Here is a 16,369-nt window from a genome sequence, read left to right on the forward strand (position 1 = left end):
GGTAAGGTATGACACTGATCATCAACAACGACGAGGTGGCTCAGGTTCTCACGGTAGACACCACGATTAACGCCCTGGAAGAGTCCTACCGGAATCTGGTCCTGGGTGAAGCCACCTGTCGGCCGAGAATAGACATTCGGATTCCCACCAGTGATCCCCAAAAAAATTACCAGTTCGGTTCCATGGAGGGTGGGTCGACCAAGGGCTATTTCGCGACCCGAATGAAGTCCGACATTGTTTACGAAACGACCTACAACGGGGCGACAACCTCGGAAAAATACTGTGTTCGCCCGGGCCTGTTCTGCGGACTGATATTCCTGACATCCATCGAAAACGGCGAACCGCTGGCGTTCATCAACGATGGTGTTCTGCAACACATGCGCGTCGCGGGCGACGGCGGCATCGGCGTCAAATACATGGCCAGGAAAGACGCGGAAGTTGTCGGCATGCTCGGTTCAGGCGGCATGGCCAAGTCCCACATGGACGCCTTCATGAACGTCCGCAACATTAAAAAGCTTCAGGTATACAGCCCAACCCGCGAAAACCGGGAAGCATTCGGTCGCGAGATGGCCGAAAGGCACAACATTGAAGTCCAGGTGTGTGACAAGCCCGAGCAGGTTTACAAGGGCGCGCATATCGTGGCGTCGCTGACCGACTCCGCCGTATCCGTACTGGACGGCAAACTGATCGAGCCGGGCGCCCATGTCATTGTCGTGGGAAGCGAAGGTCGGCCGGACCCAGCCACCATGGAAAAGGTGGATGTGTATTTGCGCTTCGGCGACACACCCGCCCCCACCGGTCATCCAGAGTTCGAGACAGACGCGGAATACATCGCCTGGGAAGCCCGCCCAGATCTGCCCAAATTTGGCAACGGCCGTTGGGGCACCCGTGGCCGGGGGGTCTGGTTGCCGGACAGGCGCATCACCCTGGCGGACATCCTGAATGGTAAAACGCCGGGCCGGGTTTCGGATCAGCAGATTACCTGGTCAGAACGCGGCAACCTTCAGGGCGCCCAGTTCTATGCGGTCGCTGGCAAAGTGTACGAACTCGCGAAGGCTGCTGGTCTGGGATACGAGATCCCCACCAGCCTGTTCCTCCAGGACATACGAAACTGACGCCAGGACCGCCTTCGCAACCCGAATCAAGGACAACCGCCGATGACTCTGTTGTTGAACAACGACGAAGCCGAACGCCTGCTGAAGATGCCGGAGGTGATTGACGAGCTGGCCCTCGCGTACAGCGATCTGGCCCGCGATCAAGCCATAAACCGCAATCGTTCGGATACCGCGATCCCGCGGCCGAAACTCGGCGCCAGCTATGTGTTTAAATCCATGGAAGGAGGCTACCCGCGGAGGGGCGTCTACGCCCTGCGAATCAGCTCTGACATCATTCAGTGGCCCAATAGGGCCGATGGTCAGCACCGCAAGGAAAAGCTGCCAGCGCTACCAGGTAATCGTTGGTTGGGCCTTGTACTGCTGTTCAGCATCGACAATTGCGAACTGCTTGCGGTGCTGCCCGATGGCATTATCCAGCGCTTTCGAGTGGGCGCCACCAATGGACTGGGGATCAAAATGATGGCGCGCCAGAATGCTCGCCGAATCGGCCTTATCGGCGCCGGTTACCAGGCCGGAACCCAGGCTCTGGCAGCTTGTGCGGTTCGAACCATCGAGGAAATCCGCGTCTACAGTCCTACCGCAGCCAAACGCCAGGCCTTTGCCGACGAATGGTCCGACAAGCTGGGCATACCGGTGATTCCCGTTGCCCATGCAAAAGAAGCGGTGGCGAACGCCGACATCGTGTTGTGTGCGACCAATTCAATGCAGCCGGTAATCCAGGCCGACTGGCTGGAGCCCGGCATGCATCTTTCCAGCCTGAAACGGTTTGAGTTGCCGGCGGAATGCTATCGGCGCGCCGACCGGGTCGCCGTCCACACCCGCCTGTGGGAGCCCGACATGTTGATGATGGGCGAGGAAAACATTCCCGATGACGAACTCTGGGCCAAGCGCAAAGCCGGCGATGGCATCGATTGGCTCAATCAGCCCGAGATCGGGCAACTGACCTCAGGCCAGATATCGGGACGGGACAACGATCAGCAAATCACCTGTTTCATGAACAACGTTGGCCTCGGGCTCCAGTTTGCCGCTGCAGGCGCACTGCTGTTCGAAAAAGCCCGTCAAACCGGCGCTGGCCGGGAGCTCCCACTGGAATGGTTCACCCAGAGCGTCGTTTCGTGAAAAAACGCCGGTGAGCTCACCGGGTTTTATCCCGGAGCTGATTCAAAACATCGTCAAGCGCCATCACGTCCGCATACTTGTGATGCAGATCGAACAGGCTGGCCTGGTGGGAAATAGGGTTGCGGTCAAACACGGCTTCTTCAACCAGCACCGTGTGAAAGCCATAGGAAAAACTGTCGGTCGCCGTGGCACGAACGCAGCCGCTGGTGCTTTCACCAACCATGATCAGCGTCTCGATACGAAGACGCTGCAGATAGGTCGCCAGTGGTGTGCCATAGAAACAGCTGGCGCGTTCCTTGGCGATCACCAACTCACCATTTTCGGGCGTCAGCTCCGGGTGAATGTCGTAGGCGTTTTCAGAGGCCTGGCCCGATCGCCGAAAGGTCGCGCTGGCCTTACGCTGGTGGTCAGCATTGCGAAGATCTTTGGTCGAGAAGAGCACCGGCAGACCCTGTAAACGCATTTCATGCAGGATCTGCCGGGTTGGCCCCAGGGCCCGCCAGGCGAATTCACCGCAGGAACTCGGGTAATCTCGATAAAGCTCACTCACCGGGCGCTCACCACCCTCATAACAGAGGTTGTAAAGATCGACCAGGAGCAGGCCGCAGCGGCCTTTGATACCCTTTTGCCGTCGGTAGGGTGCGTACAGGTCGTAAATTTCCTGTGGGTACAGGTCCTGCCAACAGTGGTTCTCAAAGTCATGATGCTCGGCCATTCGGCGCCTCTCTTGTTGGTGTTGCCTTTTACTTCAGCTATCCTATATTAAAGAACGCCGTTCCATTTTTGCAAAACAATAAGAAGGTCACTGATATGAAAATAACTCCCTCGAACCTTGCCAGCATCGCGATCGGGTGCCTGCTTTCAATGGGCGTCATGGCCCAGGACAGCAGCGCAGAATCCTTTTATGAGGGTCGGACGGTTGAGCTAATGGTCGGTTTCTCCCCCGGTGGCGGTTACGACACCTATGCCCGCACACTTGCCCGACACCTGCCCAAACATTTTCCCGGCAACCCGAATGTGGTTGTCCGGAATGTTCCCGGGGCCGGCTCATTGGTTCTGATGAACCAGATCGCCAATTCCCTGCCCAAAGACGGCTCGGTGTTTGCGCTGGTCAATTCGGGAATTCCGTTCGAGCCCCTGTTCGGCAACAAACAGGCGAAGTTCGACACTCAGGAGGTCAACTGGGTTGGCAGTCTTGCAGACGATACGGTGCTGGGAATTGCCAATGCCGACAGCGGCATAGAACACTTGCTGGATCTGCGTGAGAAGAGCATGACCATGGGTGGCTCAGGCGCAGGCTCCAGCACCAATTTCATGCCCAGAGTTCTGGCAGAGCTGTTCGATCTCAATCTGACGGTTATCGCAGGTTACCCGGGCTCTACCGACATCGTACTCGCCATGGAGCGGGGTGAAGTCGACGGCATAGGGGGCCAGTTCATGAGCACGATTATGACCCGCACCCCGGAGTGGCTGGCCGAAGACCGCAAAGTAAACCACATCTATCAATTATCCATGAAGAAACACGAGCTATTGCCCGACGTGGATCTTGTCCGTGACATGGCCGAAACAGAAGACCAGCGTCAAGCAGTAGATCTGCTGGCTGCCAGCCTGATGTTCGCGCGCCCATTTGTGGCGCCTCCCGGCATAGATCCCGAGCGCCTGGACATTCTGCGCACGGCGATGGAACAGACGGCAAAAGACCCGGAATTTCTGGCTGACGCCGAGCGCCAGAGCTTGCCGGTCAATTTTGGTTCCGGGGAAGAGATGCACGCATTCTTTGCAAAAATCGAACAGACGCCCCCTCACGTTGTTGAGATCGTCGTGTCAGCGAAGAATTGATCAAATATTCGGCAAGGACATGACCATGGCAGTACCGCTTAATCTGAGTCTCGCCATTGAACGTTACGATCGACACTTCCCGTTCTTCGACAACACCCTGCAACTGCCGGAGGGCCTGAACCTAACGGTTTACCAGACCGGTCAGTCTGCCCCACTGCGCGACGGCAAGGGTCGCCATGAACGCATGCTGCACGGCGGTGATTACGACGTGGCCGAGTTTTCTTTATCTACCTTTCTTATGGCCCGCGCCCGTGGCATGCCCATCGTCGGCATTCCCGTGTTTCCGCGACGCCTGTTCAGCTTCAGTCAGATGTGGGTGCATCCAGATTCGGACTTACACCAGCCTCGGGACCTGATTGGCAAGAAGGTCGCTATTTCTTCCTTTCAGACCACGCTGTCGCTGCTTGCCAAAGGGGATCTGAAATTTCAGTACGACACGCCCTGGGAACACATTCACTGGCTGCTTACCACACAGGAAAAAGTCCCGTTCGATTTCAAGCCCGGCGTCCGGGTGGACTATATCGGCGGTAGTCGGGAAGACGTGGCACAGAAACTGGCGAATCATGAAATCGACGCCTTTTTCCTGCCCCACCCGCCGCACTCGGTCGTTTCCGGTAAACTACCGGCGCGGCGCCTAATAAGCGACTGCCGGGCCGCAGAGATCGATTATTTCCGCCGTGTCGGTGACTTTCCGATCATGCACGTGATTGCCCTCCGGCAGGAGCTGGCTCAACAGGAACCGTGGCTGGGCCGCGCACTTTACGATCTGTTCAATCAGGCCAATTCACTGGCCGAGGAATATTACGAAGACCCCGGTTGGTCCCGACTGGCCTGGGGACGTCATTACTACGAGCAGGAAAAGGCCCTGTTCGGCAGCGATCCATGGGAGAACGGTTTTCGACGAAACCGGGCAAATCTCGAGCGCTTCATCCAATACTCCCAGGATCAGGGAATGATCGATTCGATCTACCCTCCGGAAGAACTCTTTGTGGACGACACACTGAACACCTGACCGCTTTGGTGTCAGCGACGGTAAAACTGTTTCAACAATCGTAACCGATAAGTTTTAGAAACCAGGGACTCATCATGAAGTTAAACCAGACACGCCCCATTGGCCTCGGTTGCATGAACCTGTCTCACGCCTATGGCAAGCCTTCTTCGCCTGAGCAGGCAAGTAAACTCCTGAATCTGGCCCTTGATCTTGGCTACAATCATTTTGATACTGCAGCGTTTTATGGCCTGGGCACCAATGAACAATTGATTGGCGATGCGGTTGCCCATCGGCGCAACGAATATTTTCTGGCCAGCAAGTGTGTGTTGGTGCCGGACGAAAATGGCAAACGCTCACTGGATGGCCGTCCGGAACGCATCCGCCAAACCTGCGAACAAGCTCTCCGGCGCTTAAAAACAGACTTTATCGACCTGTATTACTTGCACCGGTACGATAAAAAAGTTCCGCTGGAAGACAGCGTTGGCGCAATGGCTGAGCTGGTCGCTGCCGGAAAGATTGGCGCTATCGGGTTGTCGGAAGTTTCGGCGGATACGCTTCGACGGGCTAACGCCGTGCACCCCATAAGTGCGGTACAGACAGAATACTCGTTGTGGACGCGCAATGCGGACATAGCGGTTATGGATACTTGCGCAGAACTGGGCGCCAGTGTTGTTGCCTTCAGTCCCCTCGGGCGGGGGTATTTAACCGGCACCCTGACGGATGTCACTCGCCTGGCCGACAGCGATATTCGCCGCAAAATGCCACGTTTCTCTGAAGACAATTACGCCAAGAACCTCTTATTGCTTGAGCCATTGAAACAGGTTGCCAATAACCACAATGTCTCAATGGCTGAAGTCGCTCTGGCTTGGGTCCTACAACGGGCCGAGCATATTGTGGCCATTCCCGGCACCTCGTCCGAGACCCACCTCAAAACCAACTTTGAGGCTCAATCAATCCGGCTTTCAAAGGCGGAATGGCAGCTTTTGAACGACGCCATTAACGATCAAAAGGTCCATGGCGCACGCTACAGCGAAGCGGCCCAGGCGGATGTCGATACCGAACAATTCGCCTGAACTCCGGGAAAGGCCCGGGTTTGGGCCTTTCCCGGGCAGGGATTTACATAGCGCTTTTCACCACCTCAATGACTTCTTCCGGGTACTCATAGGTTTCAACAACAATGGCCTGAGCCTCTTCACCGGTCACAAAATCAATGCTCAGACTCTGATTCGCCGCATCCTCAAGAAACTCGGGATCCATGGCTGTTGCGGCCAGCGCTTTGCGCATGATGGCCACCCGCTCTTGGGGCACTCCCGGAGACATGACGTAGGGGCGAGCAATCAACTGCCGGGCCAGGAACAGCCTCAAGACCTTTGTTTGCTTGTCCGTTTCCGCAAAGTCCATGACTAAAGGCACATCCGGCAGATCCGGGTGTTTTTCCAGCGCCATCTGAAAAAGCACATTCACCTCACGATTTTCAATCCAGCCGGGCCTCTGGGTTCTGGCGCTGCTCAGCAACCAGCTGCAACGCCCCTCTACTTCACCACGCTCCATCGCCAGCAGGATGTCGTTGCCGCCCGGGTACCCGGTAATAATGTTGAATTTGAAATCGAAAAGCTCAGCCATCACCCTCGGGTAGATGTTGGTGCTGGCACCGGCGCCGGAAGCACCCACCGTCAGCGCCTTGGTCTTGAGATCCTGCCAGGTCTGCACGTCTGCGTCCTTGTTGGAAACGCAGAGGCTGGTGCCTTTGGACAGACTGCCCAGCCAGACGATATCAGCGGCTTTGTACTGTGCCTGATCATTGCCAAACAACGGCTCAAAGGCCATCCCCTGATTGACCGTTGCAAAGACGGTCCCGTCGTTGGGAAGTGTATTCGCCACCTGATTCATCAGCACAAGGCTGCCGGCCCCGGTGACGTTTCTGGGCACCACATCCGGATTACCCGGGATGTGCTTGCCGATATGTCGGGCAAGGGTTCGGGCGTAGGTGTCATAGCCCCCACCCGGAGAATGTCCGATTAGCAGATCAATGGTTTTACCGGCGTAGAAATCATCGGAGTTACTGGTTTGTCCGACAGCGGCGGCCGACCAGCAAGAGATGGCCATGACAAGCGCCAGGAAATGTATCGTTGCTCGCATGTTGTTATCCTTATTCATAGCATCAGTATTTTGTTGACAGCCTCTGATCATTCAAACTAATCGGAAACGCGTGACACACAGAGCGCTTCAAGCTCTGTCAGGGAAACAACAGACGCGTACTTGGCGCTAATGTCGAATAAATTGGCGCAATGGGCAAAGTGAGAGCGATCAAAGCAGCAATCGTCAACCAGATAGGTTGTGTATCCGTGGGAGCACGCATCTACCACCGAAGCCCGCACGCAGCCGGATGTCGAGACGCCACAGACGACCACTGTGTCGACTTTCCGCATCTGGAAATAGGAGTTCAACGGCGTCGCAAAAAAACAACTGGCTTTGGCTTTCTCCAGTACCCATTCACTCTCGAGAGGGTCGATTCCGGGCGGGAATTTCTGACCTTCGGGCGGCGATGGCCTGGACCTCACACGCTTGGTCGCGCCCCCCGCAAATACCTGATCAAGGCTGTCATTGCGGGTAAACACAACGGGCCAGTTTCGGTCGCGGAACAGCTGCAGCAACTGGGCGATCCGCGGCAACGCTTCCCAGGCCACCTCACCGCACGCGGTGGGAAACTCTCGGATCGCGTCTGCCACAGGCTGGGGTCGGGAGCCGGTAAACGACAGTGTTACATCGATGACTATCAATGCCGGACGTTCACCAAACGGCTGTCGTTCTCCGAATCCAGATTGCAGGTAGAGCGCCCGTTCAGTTTCGGGCACTACCCTCATCCAATCTTTCTCCGACCACCCATCCTGTTCAGCCAAACTGTATCTCCTTCAAAAGAGTAAGCCGGGTTATTGCATCGCCTCATTCAGAAGCTGCACTATATGCTCGGGGTAACCGTAGACTTCTCCGAAAAACGTCTGCATTTCCTGGCCATCTACGAAGTCTATACTCAACCCCTGGTTGTTGGCATCAGCAAGAAACTCGGGATCCGCAGCCGTCTGTTCAAGCGCATTGCGCAGAGTCGCCAGACGCTCAGGAGCCATGCCCGGAGGCGCCACATATGGACGACCCATGATCAGTCGTGCGCCAAGAAGGTCAACGACCCGCCTCTGGTCGTCAGTTGTCGCCATTTCGCTAACCAGCGGAACATCTGGCAGATCCGGGTGGCGCTTGCGCCCTAGCTGGAAAACGATATTCACATCTCCGTCTGGCTCTAGCCAGTCCGGATTCTTGGCCTTGATCGTACTCAGGAATGCGCTCCCCATGCCATCGACTTCACCCCGCTCCATGGCCAGGCCAACGTCATTGCTGCCAGGATAGCCGCTGATGACGGTCATTTTCAGATCAAACAGTTCTGCCAGAACACGGGGAATCGTATTGGTGTTGGATCCGGCGCCGGTGGCCCCCACCGTCGCTTGCTTCGTTTTCAGATCCTGCCACTTAGTGATACCCGACTCTTTACGAAATAAGCCAACCGATGTAACCACACTCAGGTTTCCGAGCCAGCTCACCTCGTTGACATCGAACTTGGCCTGCTCATTACCAAACAGTGGCTCGAAGGGCATTCCGGAGTTGACGGCACCGAGGACGGTGCCGTCATTCGGCAATGTGTTCGCAATTTGATTCATCAGAACCAGAGAGCCGGCCCCCGGGACATTCTTGACCACCACATTCGGGTTACCCGGAATGTGTTTACCCAGATGGCGCGCCAATGTGCGGCCATAAGCGTCGTAACCTCCGCCCGCAGAGTAACCAATCATGAGTTGAACAGTGCGGCCATTGTAGAACTCCGCTTCACTCTGTTCACTGGCTACAACCGGTCCAGAAGATAATGCGGTGTATGCGATGACAGTCAATGCCAGCAGGAACGATAAGCTCAACATTCTCATCTCAATGATTACCTTTTCGTTGTTTTGTTTAGAAATAATCACCCCTAGTAAACAGGGATCTGAGGAGCTTGGATAATGAAGAATTGGCGTTTTCAAATAACAGAAAGGAATTTATGTCTATTCAGGTTCGCTCTGGTGAAGAAACAGGATCTTCTGAGATTTGCTCGGGCTTGAACCGACGGCGCGGCACCTGGCTTAAATCTGTACTCAAAAATCTCAATACAAGAGCAGGTTCTGGCGTCGGAACCCGGGTTGAATGAATATCGCCGGGCAGGTACGCAACGGTATCACCACCCTTGAGCCGATCGATACGATCTACCCGCAAGGTGTTGCTGGTAGCATCGTATGCGTAAACCGGAATTTCCGCTTCACCTTCATAGACGCCATATACGACCCAATAGGGCCCATGATCATGAGGCGTATTGGTGCGATAGCCGGCGTGATAGTGGTTCATTTGAATGAACCCGTGGTCCGGGTGTGTATAGAGAGGGAAGCCCGATGATTTTTCGGCTTTCAGGTTGCGCACCCATGCGGTGTCAGGCGTTGTGGAGCGCAGCCATTCACTCATCAGCTCACTCACGCGATGCGCTGTGTCCGTGTCTTTGGCGCTTTGCGGTTGCCACAGGTCATTGATAGCAGAGATGTACTGCCGGAAAGCAATGTCGTTTGCTGGCTTGTTCACGTTCTTGACCTCCTGGAATCCCAACCCCATTGCTTCTACTCGAACGTTGAGCCTACCCCATCTTTATCAGACGCTCTGCGCTCTCCAGCACTTCATCGGTCCACGCCTTGGTCGCGCCGCCGTCAAGCAATCCATGCCGGATGCTCTGAATCTCGAGCTGGTGCCCGGTCAAAGCTTTCAGCACTTCAAATAAGTGCTGCCCTGTCCCGGCGACCTTTTCGCAGGCCTCGGCAACATAACGTGACGCGTCTTCTCGGGACATGTGTGCCGCCAATGCAAAGGTCGCTGCCTCGGCATAGATCAGGCCATGACTCTTGGCAATGTTGGTCTCAACGTTCTCGGCGGATATTTCCAGAGACTCAAGCCCTTCAAGGCAATGGCGCAGACTGACGGCTGTACCCATCAACATTTGCGGTAGCAGCAACCACTCCTGCGTCCATGCATAGCCACTGCGCTCGTGCTCATGCAACATGCATTGCTGCATCTGCCCTGCCAGACCGGCATTCTGGCGGGCCATGGTCACCATGATTTCAGCGTTCACCGGATTACACTTCTGCGGCATGGTGGACGAGCCACCCCCGTTGCTGAACCGCAACTCACCGACTTCTGTCTGCGCCATGCGCAGCCAGTCTTCCGCCATCTTTCCAAGGATGCCCGTCGTCATCGCCAGCCAACCGGAAAACTCCACCAGGCTATCCCGCTGGGCATGCCAGCTGGGGGCGTTCTGAAGACTCAGGCGATCAGCCAGGTTTTTCACGACGGCATCCGCCCCATCACCCATCGCCGCCAGGCTTCCTACCGCGCCACCCAGCTGAACTTTCAGAAGCCGCGGAACCAGTTCTTCCAGTCGCTCAAACTGCCGAAGCAAAGGCGCTATCCAGTTGGCGACCTTGAGACCAAAGCTCATCGGAATCGCCTGCTGAGTTCGGGTTCGGCCGGCAATCAACGTTCCGCGATGCGCCTCAGCCAACTGAACACAGAGTCTTATCGCTTCCAGCAACCGTTGCCGGTAGATCTTAATCAGCTCCCGGCAGTTAAGGATCAGGGCCGTATCGACAATATCCTGACTGGTCGCACCAAAATGCACCCAGCGGGCAAAATCCTGAGATAAGGTCTTTTTCAGGGCTTTAACCAGGGCAGGAACCGGCACGCCCGCCGACGCCACGCCAGCAGCAAGAGCGACCAAATCCGGTTCCAGAAGTTGCGTTGCCTGATTGATCGCATCGGCGGCCTCCTGCGGGATCAGTCCCACGTCTGCCTGGGCCAAAGCAAGTTGCCCTTCCACCTTTAGCATCGCTTTAATCTGGGCCTGATCCGACAGATACCAGCCGCACTCCTTATCCGACAGCAACTGACCGTAAAGGGCGGGGGCGTCGTGTGGGGTACTTTGGCTCATGGAGGCTCTCTCAGAGATCAAAAAACACAGTTTCCTGATCGCCCTGCATATGGATGTCAAACCGATACTCGATTCCTGACGGGGTATGATAACGCTTGGCAAGAAGCGTCACCTGCCGCTCGGGGGCCACGCTTGAAAACACCGGGTCTGCAGCGTTGGCAGCCGCTTCATCGTCGAAGTAGATACGAGTATAGACATGATTGAGCAGGCCACGCATGAACACCGTCACCGAAATGAACGGCGCGTGGCCGGGCTGAGCCGGACCGGGCTTGATGGTGCAGAAGGTAAAACGGGCTTGTTCGTTGGCGCCCGTTCCGCAGCGGCCGAATCCATGAAAATGGGGGTCCAGAGCGCGATTGCTGCGGGCGTCATTAGGGTGCGCATAGCGCCCGGCCGCGTTCGCCTGCCAGATTTCCAGAAGCGCGTCTTCAACTACCGCTCCGTTGCCGTCGAACACACGACCGGTCAGGCGAATGTGTTCGCCAAGGGTCTGGTCGGACGCCAGGCAGTGACCGGCAATCTGACTGTGAGGGTAATTGGCCTCAACAGGGTTCAGGCCATAGTGAAAAAAAGGACCTATCGTTTGCGACGGTGTCTGGCGGGGGCTCATTCTGTCCCCTCCATTGGCGTCGCCTGTGTGCCTCGCAGCACGATATCGAACACATAACCGAGGGCAAAGCCCTCTTCAGTCACGTCCAGGGAAAACTCACTGATCAATCGGCCTCTTGCAGCTTCCGGAACGCTCTCAAAGATCGGATCAAACGCGAGTAGCGGATCGCCCGGAAAATACATTTGGGTAATCAATCGCGTTGCGATGGTCGGCCCAAACAGCGAAAAATGAATGTGATTGGGGCGCCAGGCGTTCGGATGGTTTCCCCAGGGATAGGCACCAGGCCGGATCGTGTAGAAGCGATAGCGCCCCTGATCGTCGGTCATGCACCGGCCAGCTCCGAGAAAATTCGGGTCAACAGGCGCATCGTGCTGGTCTTTTTTATGAATATAGCGGCCGGCAGCATTTGCCTGCCAGACTTCAATCAACGTATTGGGAAGGCTTTGGCCATTCTCATCGAGCACGCGCCCGGTCACGACAATTCGCTCGCCCAGCGGTTCGCCGTTCACTCTGCCATTGCGGGTGAGGTCATGATCAAGACTACCAATAACCTCGTCGCCAAAGGCAGGCCCTGTCATCTCTGCCAATTCGGGATCAATTTTTACCAGGCTACGCGAAGGACCTCGCAGGGACGTCGATTTATAACCCTGGTCAATGTAGGGCGGCTGAGATTTCCAATCGCGCCCACTCAATACACTCATTTGCCCTGTTCCTGTTTAATCGCGGCCACTTCCGCCATTTTTGCGTATTCCTGTTTCGCAATTTTCATGGCGTTGTTAGAAGCCGGAGCCCCCCCGTAAATAGCCACTTGCAGCAGAACTTCTCGCACCTCAAACATCGTTGCGCCAGTGTTTGCAGTAGCGCGGATGTGCATCGCCAGCTCATCTTCGTGACCCAGAACAGCCATCATCGCAATGGTGATCAGGCTACGATCCCGCTTACTCAGGCCCGGCCGACTCCATACCGATCCCCATGCGGACTCAGTGATGAACGTCTGGAATGGCTCGTCAAACGAAGTCTTGTTGGCTTCAGCCCGATCCACATGAGCCGACCCCAGCACCGAGCGCCGCACGCTCATGCCTCGCTCAAACCGGCACTCATGCTTTCCATGGCTGGCAATAAACCGGTCCACCAACGTTGCAAGCGCAGCTGGCTGTTCAATGCAGGGAAGATGACCGGATCCTGGAATCAGCTCATACCGGGCGTCCGGAATAAGCTGTGCCATCGATTCTACCACTGATGGCGGGGTTGCACCGTCCTGATCCCCAGCAATACAGAGCGTTGACAGCGACAAACGGCTGCAGATTTCGCTGTTATCCGCGTCACGTAGCGCTGCACAGGTATTGATGTAGCCTTCCGTTGGCGTATGCGAGAGCATGTTTTTCCAGATAGCGAACTGGGCTGGATTGTGCAAGGGATAATCGTAACTAAACCATCGCTCAAGCACCGCATCCTGGATCGAAGCGATGCCCTGCTTGCTCACCTCGTCGATCCGCTGATTCCACATTTCCGGCGTGCCGATGCGCGGCGCCGTTGCACAAAGAATGAGCCCTTTCACAAGGTCAGGGCGCCGGCTGGCCACTCCTTGCACAACCATGCCCCCGAAAGAAAGGCCGCACAGGTAAGCCTGGCTGACACTGAGCTCATCCAAAAGGTGAATCAGATCATCAACGTGTTCCTGCAATGACGTTCCACCCTCGCAGGTAGATAGCCCGTGACCGCGCATATCATAACGCAGAAACCGGTACTGATTACTCAATAACTCAACCACCGACGACCAGATGCGTGCATCAGTCCCGAGCGAATTCGAGAACACCACCAGAGGTCTGTATTCCGAGCCCTCAAGCTGGTAATTGAGATAACCCCCGCGAACGGGTAGCGCATTAATGTTCATGGAACGGGATACTTCTCTTGGAGTTTTCAAAGAGTTTTGATTACCCGCAGCTATATGTAAATTTACACTTGCTGATTTTTACATATAGAAAAGATTATGAAGCAGAGAACGCGGGGCGAAGCGCTCAACGGGGGCCCGACTGCGGACGCCCCGTGTGAGACAGGCGGATCAGGAATCCAGAGGTTTATGCGAGCTCAGATCCCAGAAATGCAATCGTAAGCTTCCACGACTCAGCAGCGGCATTCGGATCATAGCGATCCGCCCGAGTCTCGTTATTGAAGGCGTGACCCGCCCCTTTATGCATGTGCAGGCTAAAACGTTTGCCGTGTTTCTCCAGAGCCGCCTGGAAGTCTGGAACCGTGGCATTGATACGCTCGTCCTGCTCGCCGTAATGAAGCAGGAGCGGTGCATTGATGGCAGGCACCTGACTCGAATCCGGCGACTTGCCGTAATAAATGACCGCGGCATCAAGGTTCTGATCGGCCACAGCGAGCTCTCCCGACACTTTCCCGCCCCAACAAAAGCCAACGCTGGCGACTTTACCGTTTGAACCCGGCAAATGCCGCAGATAGTCCAGACTGGCCAGGTAATTGTTCAGGTTTTCTTCACTATCCAGGCTACCGATGGCTGCGCGTGCTTCATCTTCATCCTCCGGCGTACCGCCTTGCAGCGCCAGAGCATCCAGAGCAAAAGCGACAAAACCTTCTTCCGCAAAGCGCTCGACCACTTTTTCGATGTGTGAATTCAGGCCGGTGTTCTCATGGATAACCAGCACGGCAGGGTGTCTCTCAGAATCACTGGGATGAGCGAGATAACCGGCCAGCTTGCCTGCTGGCGTCGCAAAACAAGGGCGACCTGTAGAAACCTGAGAATTCGATGAAACCACGTTAGTACCCTCCTAGAATTTGTCGTGACCAACAGAATGTGTACCAACCAACAGCGTGAATAGGCCGGCAAGCCAAACGACGACTTGCCGACTGGTTCCGCGCTATCGGTGAACAGTGACAATATCCACCAGTGCCGGACGACCCTTCTTGACTTCGGCCAGCGCGCGGCGAATCGCCGGTGCTACCTCTTCAGGCTTGGTAATGGGACCTTCGCCATAACACCCCATGCCCTGGGCAATGGTTCCAAAGTCCGGGTCAGGGCCGAACAGATCCATTCCGATGTGCGCCTTGGATTCATCGGTGCCGCGCTGCTTTGCCATGCGGACCTGATGTTCCCAGTCATTGTAGTAGGCCCGGTTGTTGAACATGATGATCAGCAACGGAATTTCATGTTTGGCCGCCGTCCAAAGCGCGCCGGCATCAAACATCAGGTCGCCGTCCGGCTGGAGGGCAACCACGACTTTGTCGGTATTTTTGTAGGCCAGTCCAACACCAATGGACATACCAATCTGGGTCGCAGTGCCCAGGGACTTGCCGGCATGCCGGTAAGGCTTGTCAAAGTCCCAGATCTTGCGAGCCCAATTCCGGAGCGTTCCGGTGGCACACACCCAGTCTTCGTCCTGAATCACGTCCCATACTTCGCTCGCCAGACGGCCAAGAGCCAGAGGCTCGCTGTCCCAATCCACACGGGCGTCTTCCTGCCACTTGGCCCACACCTCATCATGGCGTCGACCCAGAACTTCCTTGCGCTCCTCGATTCGCTTCGCAAGTGCTGCGTCAGCCTCCAGGCGACGTTGGCCGATGCGCGTCATTTCCGGCATGGCCAGGGCGGGATCCCCAAGCGCGCTCAGGATTTTAGGCTGGTAACGGCCGTAATCCATCGCCCAGGAAGACATGCCGATTTCGCCAAAACCGACCTCCATCCATTCGCAGTCTTCAGGAACCAGTGAAGTCACCACACGGGTGGTGCTTTCCAGGTGAGCGGTCGGTTTTTCCCAGTCCCGCACGTCAATACCAAGAATCAGGTCCGCTTTGCGCAGCGCTTCCTTGTCCATCGACGCACACAGTGGATGACGGTTGGGGAAACACAGTGAGTCGTTGATATCCCAAACCGGCACGCCCAGGGTTTCCGCCAGCGCGACCAGATTGTCGAAACCGTCGTCATGGCGGCCGACATATTCGGCGAGTATCAGCGGGTTCTTGGCGGCGAGCAGCTTGTCGACAATTTTTTCCAAGATCGCCGGATCCGCCCCCATCAGCGCGGGCTGCTTGGTCATCCCTGCTGGCGGCATGCCCAGATCTAAAGTGCCGTCCAGCGGCTTTTCCTGCAGCCAGGCGTCGTAACACATGTAAATCGGCCCCTGGGGCTGGGTCACCATGGTGGAATAAGCTCGCATGAAGCTGTCTGGCACACCCTCAATCGCCGTGGGCTGATAGTCCCACTTGGTGTAGTTACGCACCGACTCACCCTGAATCAGCGCAGTATGGCTCCAGTCGATGTGCGGACGGCGTTTGCCCTCATCCATGGGCCCGGTGGCGCCCATAATAAAGATCGGGGCACGATCCAGATTGGCGTAGTAAATCGCCATCTGGGCGTGCAGTAGCCCGACCAGGTTGTGCAGAATCACGCCCATTGGCTTATTGGTTGCGCGTGCATAACCATGAGCAATCTGCACGGCAATTTCTTCATGCTGACACAACAGCATCTCTGGCTGATTCTTGCCGTAGTTAATGATCGAATCGTGGAGCCCGCGAAAGCTGGCCCCCGGATTCATCGCGATGTAGGGAAAGTCGTACTCGTGCAACAAGTCTACAATGACGTCAGACTGATATTTTTTGTACTTGGTATCGTCTTGGGCACTCAT

The 16,369-nt window shown here is 56.0% G+C and carries 16 protein-coding genes; 5 read left to right on the forward strand and 11 right to left on the reverse strand.

Annotated features, from left to right (window positions below):
* The first annotated feature begins 8 nt into the window (after positions 1–8).
* Together MDG893_RS09730 and MDG893_RS09735 are read left to right on the forward strand one after the other, a co-directional pair.
* Entirely contained in the window at positions 9–1,115 is a 1,107-nt protein-coding gene (locus MDG893_RS09730; RefSeq protein ID WP_007153600.1) for an ornithine cyclodeaminase family protein, read from the forward strand.
* A 42-nt stretch (positions 1,116–1,157) separates the two neighbouring features.
* Positions 1,158–2,234 (forward strand): ornithine cyclodeaminase family protein, encoded by a 1,077-nt coding sequence (locus MDG893_RS09735; protein WP_007153601.1) that lies wholly within the window; start codon positions 1,158–1,160, stop codon positions 2,232–2,234.
* A 16-nt stretch (positions 2,235–2,250) separates the two neighbouring features.
* On the opposite strand, the gene MDG893_RS09740 is transcribed toward MDG893_RS09735, so the two are convergent.
* Positions 2,251–2,949 (reverse strand): isochorismatase family protein, encoded by a 699-nt coding sequence (locus MDG893_RS09740; protein ID WP_007153602.1) that lies wholly within the window; start codon positions 2,947–2,949, stop codon positions 2,251–2,253.
* Between the two features lie 95 nt (positions 2,950–3,044).
* On the opposite strand from MDG893_RS09740, the gene MDG893_RS09745 reads away from it, so the two are divergent.
* The 3 genes from MDG893_RS09745 (at position 3,045) to MDG893_RS09755 (ending at position 6,137) form a co-directional block, all read left to right on the forward strand.
* The gene (locus MDG893_RS09745) at positions 3,045–4,073 is read left to right on the forward strand and encodes a Bug family tripartite tricarboxylate transporter substrate binding protein (RefSeq protein WP_007153603.1); all 1,029 of its coding nucleotides are present in this window, start codon (positions 3,045–3,047) and stop codon (positions 4,071–4,073) included.
* Positions 4,074–4,098: 25 nt separating this feature from the next.
* The gene (locus MDG893_RS09750) at positions 4,099–5,085 is read left to right on the forward strand and encodes an ABC transporter substrate-binding protein (RefSeq protein ID WP_007153604.1); all 987 of its coding nucleotides are present in this window, start codon (positions 4,099–4,101) and stop codon (positions 5,083–5,085) included.
* A gap of 74 nt (positions 5,086–5,159) precedes the next feature.
* Positions 5,160–6,137 carry an aldo/keto reductase gene (locus MDG893_RS09755; protein WP_007153605.1) on the forward strand — a complete coding sequence of 326 codons (978 nt, stop codon included), beginning with the start codon at positions 5,160–5,162 and terminating at the stop codon, positions 6,135–6,137.
* A gap of 43 nt (positions 6,138–6,180) precedes the next feature.
* Here the strand turns inward: MDG893_RS09755 and MDG893_RS09760 are convergent, their stop codons facing one another.
* The 10 genes from MDG893_RS09760 to MDG893_RS09805 form a co-directional block, all read right to left on the reverse strand.
* Positions 6,181–7,203 carry a Bug family tripartite tricarboxylate transporter substrate binding protein gene (locus tag MDG893_RS09760; RefSeq protein WP_007153606.1) on the reverse strand — a complete coding sequence of 341 codons (1,023 nt, stop codon included), beginning with the start codon at positions 7,201–7,203 and terminating at the stop codon, positions 6,181–6,183.
* 56 nt (positions 7,204–7,259) lie between these two features.
* Positions 7,260–7,964, reverse strand: a complete 705-nt coding sequence (locus MDG893_RS09765; protein WP_007153607.1) for an isochorismatase family protein — start codon at positions 7,962–7,964, stop codon at positions 7,260–7,262.
* 30 nt (positions 7,965–7,994) lie between these two features.
* Positions 7,995–9,035 carry a Bug family tripartite tricarboxylate transporter substrate binding protein gene (locus MDG893_RS09770; protein ID WP_007153608.1) on the reverse strand — a complete coding sequence of 347 codons (1,041 nt, stop codon included), beginning with the start codon at positions 9,033–9,035 and terminating at the stop codon, positions 7,995–7,997.
* A 121-nt stretch (positions 9,036–9,156) separates the two neighbouring features.
* On the reverse strand, positions 9,157–9,717 hold the full coding sequence (locus MDG893_RS09775) for a hypothetical protein (protein ID WP_157132801.1): 561 nt from the start codon (positions 9,715–9,717) through the stop codon (positions 9,157–9,159).
* Between the two features lie 52 nt (positions 9,718–9,769).
* Positions 9,770–11,113 carry a 3-carboxy-cis,cis-muconate cycloisomerase gene (pcaB, locus tag MDG893_RS09780; protein WP_007153610.1) on the reverse strand — a complete coding sequence of 448 codons (1,344 nt, stop codon included), beginning with the start codon at positions 11,111–11,113 and terminating at the stop codon, positions 9,770–9,772.
* A gap of 10 nt (positions 11,114–11,123) precedes the next feature.
* Positions 11,124–11,723, reverse strand: a complete 600-nt coding sequence (gene pcaG, locus MDG893_RS09785) for a protocatechuate 3,4-dioxygenase subunit alpha (protein WP_007153611.1) — start codon at positions 11,721–11,723, stop codon at positions 11,124–11,126.
* Positions 11,720–12,424 (reverse strand): protocatechuate 3,4-dioxygenase subunit beta, encoded by a 705-nt coding sequence (pcaH, locus tag MDG893_RS09790; protein WP_007153612.1) that lies wholly within the window; start codon positions 12,422–12,424, stop codon positions 11,720–11,722. Before pcaH ends, pcaG begins: the two co-directional genes overlap by 4 nt.
* Entirely contained in the window at positions 12,421–13,617 is a 1,197-nt protein-coding gene (pcaDC, locus tag MDG893_RS09795; RefSeq protein WP_007153613.1) for a bifunctional 3-oxoadipate enol-lactonase/4-carboxymuconolactone decarboxylase PcaDC, read from the reverse strand. Before pcaDC ends, pcaH begins: the two co-directional genes overlap by 4 nt.
* Before the next feature lie 184 nt (positions 13,618–13,801).
* A complete protein-coding gene (locus MDG893_RS09800) occupies positions 13,802–14,503 on the reverse strand; it encodes a dienelactone hydrolase family protein (protein WP_040474482.1) in 702 nt (233 codons plus the stop codon).
* Between the two features lie 102 nt (positions 14,504–14,605).
* Positions 14,606–16,369, reverse strand: coding sequence for a thiamine pyrophosphate-binding protein (locus MDG893_RS09805; protein ID WP_007153615.1), 1,764 nt, complete (start codon positions 16,367–16,369; stop codon positions 14,606–14,608).

It is taken from the genome of Marinobacter algicola DG893 (genome assembly GCF_000170835.1).
Lineage (GTDB): Bacteria > Pseudomonadota > Gammaproteobacteria > Pseudomonadales > Oleiphilaceae > Marinobacter > Marinobacter algicola.

Excerpts from the sequence above, each read along its gene's own strand:
- MDG893_RS09750 (WP_007153604.1), top strand. The coding sequence starts at position 4,099 with ATGGCAGTACCGCTTAATCTGAGTCTCGCCATTGAACGTTACGATCGA.
- pcaB (WP_007153610.1), bottom strand. The coding sequence starts at position 11,113 with ATGAGCCAAAGTACCCCACACGACGCCCCCGCCCTTTACGGTCAGTTG.
- MDG893_RS09805 (WP_007153615.1), bottom strand. The coding sequence starts at position 16,369 with ATGAGTGCCCAAGACGATACCAAGTACAAAAAATATCAGTCTGACGTC.
- pcaG (WP_007153611.1), bottom strand. The coding sequence starts at position 11,723 with ATGAGCCCCCGCCAGACACCGTCGCAAACGATAGGTCCTTTTTTTCAC.
- MDG893_RS09730 (WP_007153600.1), top strand. The coding sequence starts at position 9 with ATGACACTGATCATCAACAACGACGAGGTGGCTCAGGTTCTCACGGTA.
- pcaDC (WP_007153613.1), bottom strand. The coding sequence starts at position 13,617 with ATGAACATTAATGCGCTACCCGTTCGCGGGGGTTATCTCAATTACCAG.
- MDG893_RS09770 (WP_007153608.1), bottom strand. The coding sequence starts at position 9,035 with ATGAGAATGTTGAGCTTATCGTTCCTGCTGGCATTGACTGTCATCGCA.
- MDG893_RS09760 (WP_007153606.1), bottom strand. The coding sequence starts at position 7,203 with ATGCGAGCAACGATACATTTCCTGGCGCTTGTCATGGCCATCTCTTGC.
- pcaH (WP_007153612.1), bottom strand. The coding sequence starts at position 12,424 with ATGAGTGTATTGAGTGGGCGCGATTGGAAATCTCAGCCGCCCTACATT.
- MDG893_RS09745 (WP_007153603.1), top strand. The coding sequence starts at position 3,045 with ATGAAAATAACTCCCTCGAACCTTGCCAGCATCGCGATCGGGTGCCTG.
- MDG893_RS09755 (WP_007153605.1), top strand. The coding sequence starts at position 5,160 with ATGAAGTTAAACCAGACACGCCCCATTGGCCTCGGTTGCATGAACCTG.
- MDG893_RS09735 (WP_007153601.1), top strand. The coding sequence starts at position 1,158 with ATGACTCTGTTGTTGAACAACGACGAAGCCGAACGCCTGCTGAAGATG.
- MDG893_RS09740 (WP_007153602.1), bottom strand. The coding sequence starts at position 2,949 with ATGGCCGAGCATCATGACTTTGAGAACCACTGTTGGCAGGACCTGTAC.